Raw genomic sequence first — 2,310 nt, 5'->3', positions numbered from 1 at the left:
GTAAGCCCAGAACAACACACGATGATCGGCCCGCCGCGTCGGGATGAGTGACAAAAACTCCTTGAACGCGAGGAAGCTGACGAATCCTAAGAAAGCGACCGCGGTCGTTCTGGAGACGGCAATCATGAATGCAAAGCATCCAACGATGATCCACCACGTCCGGACGCGAAGCACTAATTCGGTGTCATCGCGATCGGGATCGGCGCGCTTGCGCAAGATGAGAATCACGTTGGCAAGCAACAGCAATCCTGCGATCGCCGCAAACGTCAGGCAAATCTCCGTCGACAGGTGATCAAACAAACTCATTCCCCCTGCGCGGATTCTGCGGGGGCGCGATCATCCGCGGGTAATTCGTCCGCGGGAAATTCGTCCGCGGGAAATTCCATCGGGCGCCGCATCTGGGCACGAAGTGTTTCGGAAATGATCATCAGGCGACGCACCGACGTGATGACACCGCCGACGATGATCAATCCCAGAACCGCTCCCATCACAGGGGCTTGCCAGCGTCCGGACAGTCCCGAACTTGTCAGCGAGAGCAACGCACAGAGGACGCAAGCGAACGTCATCAATGCCATTCGCTGGGGCTTGGCCATCGGTCCGACGAAGACTTCACCCGCGCCCGCGCTGGATCCGATCGCGCGGATGTAAGCGACAAAGACGGCAACGACCGCCGCCGCCAGCCCCAGTTCCGCTCGCGATGCCAACGAGTATCCCGCTCCGATCAGAATGGCGACGTCCGAAAGACGGTCGGGGACCTCGTTGTACAACACGCCGACCGGTGACGCTTTTCCCCCTTCGACCGCCACCATGCCGTCCAGCAAATTGGCGATCAAACGCAGTTGCATGCAACCGGCTGCTGCCAGATAAAGGATTGCGAGCACGCCTGACGATCCCGCCATCGACGTTCCGGCGAGCGCTAAGCCGGCGATGACGCCAAAGACCATGCTGGAGGTGCTGATCATGTTGGGCGTCACGCGGGTCTGCGCCAGTCGTTCCGCTGCGTACTGAAACACCCGCCAACTGCGGGTTTTCAGCGGCCGTCGCCCTTCAAGATCATTCATCGTCAGATGCCCATTGAATTCTTGCCGCCGATCAACCGGAGAAAGGTGCTGCGTCGATTGTAGCGAGATTGTCAGCAACCGAGCTACAGCAGCGTCTGACCGCCATCGACGCTCAGGATCTGTCCGGTTGTCATCGCGGTGCCGGTGGCGAAGAACAGTACCGCGTCGGCGATGTCGTCCGGTTGGGACGCCTTGGGGATCGGATAGCCGGCCACCATCGCGTCCAGATCCCATTTCGGATTGCCTTCCTTGATCCAACGGCTGTCGATCGGACCGGGGCAAACCGCGTTGACGCGGACTTCGGGCGCCAGCACTCGGGCCAGTGATTTAGTCATCGTGTTCAGACCGGCCTTCGTCGCGCAGTAGGCGATCGACGACCCGCTGCCGGTGATCCCGGCGACAGAACTGACATTGACGACGCTTCCCGAACCGCTGGCGCGCAACAAGTCCGCGGCCGCCCGCGTGACAAAGAACGCACCCTTCAAATTGACCGCCAACATCCGGTCCCACATCGATTCGGTCAGCCCCTCCAGGTCGCGATGTTCGATGAAGGATGTCGTCGCGGCGTTGTTGACCAAGACGTCCAATCGCCCGAACGTGTCGTTGACTTTGGCGATCATCTTGCGGACTTCCATGTCGTCGGAAACGTCACAACCGACCAGCAGGACCTTCGCCCCGAGTTGCTTCACTTCGGATGCCGTTTGAAGCGCGTCGCTTTCGCTGCGGGAGTAGTTGATGACGACGTCAAATCCGCGGCGGGCGAATTGCAGCACACAGGCGCGGCCGACACCGGTCGCGGATCCGGTCACGAGAGCAACGGGTCGTGAAGTTGGCATCTGGCGGTTTTGTTCCGTGGATCGAGGAGGGGAGAGGATCAAAGCAGCCGGGTAGCATATCCCGGCAGGGTGAAAGAGAGTAGCTGATAGGGCACGAGCCGATCGGCCTTGAGAGTCAGGCGTGGTGCCCGGGCGCTAACGCGAACCGGCTGATGTCCGACGATGATCAGCGCTTACTTCACGCAGTAGATCGCTTGGTTGCTGCGCAGGTAGGCGCGGCCGTTTGAGATGGCCGGTGTGGCGTTGAAGTCCGATTCGTCCAACGGTTCGCTCTTGGCAATCTGTTTCATCTCGGGCGTCGCTTCAAAGACGTACGTCCCGCTGCGACGCGTGACGACGTAGAGACGCTCTCCGACTTTGATCGGTGAGGCGTACACGGGACTGCCGCCCGACTTCAGATCATCTAATCGGTC

3 protein-coding genes and 1 pseudogene are annotated in these 2,310 nt (G+C 60.3%); all 4 read right to left on the bottom strand.

Features of this window, described 5'->3' with window-relative positions; genetic code table 11:
- On the bottom strand, window positions 1-306 hold a 306-nt coding region (locus tag ABX749_RS29975; protein ID WP_372899267.1), incomplete at its 3' end, for a phosphatidate cytidylyltransferase.
- The gene (locus ABX749_RS29970) at window positions 303-1,061 is read right to left on the bottom strand and encodes a CDP-alcohol phosphatidyltransferase family protein (protein WP_372899266.1); all 759 of its coding nucleotides are present in this window, start codon (window positions 1,059-1,061) and stop codon (window positions 303-305) included. The genes ABX749_RS29975 and ABX749_RS29970, both read right to left, overlap by 4 nt.
- Window positions 1,062-1,144: 83 nt before the next feature.
- Window positions 1,145-1,897, bottom strand: coding sequence for an SDR family NAD(P)-dependent oxidoreductase (locus tag ABX749_RS29965; RefSeq protein WP_372899265.1), 753 nt, complete (start codon window positions 1,895-1,897; stop codon window positions 1,145-1,147).
- Between the two features lie 173 nt (window positions 1,898-2,070).
- Window positions 2,071-2,310: pseudogene (locus tag ABX749_RS29960) on the bottom strand (serine/threonine protein kinase); the annotation flags it as partial.

The sequence above is a fragment of the Stieleria sp. genome, assembly GCF_041595215.1.
GTDB classification, from domain to species: Bacteria; Planctomycetota; Planctomycetia; order Pirellulales; family Pirellulaceae; genus Stieleria; species Stieleria magnilauensis.
This window is presented reverse-complemented; position numbering and strand designations above follow the sequence as displayed.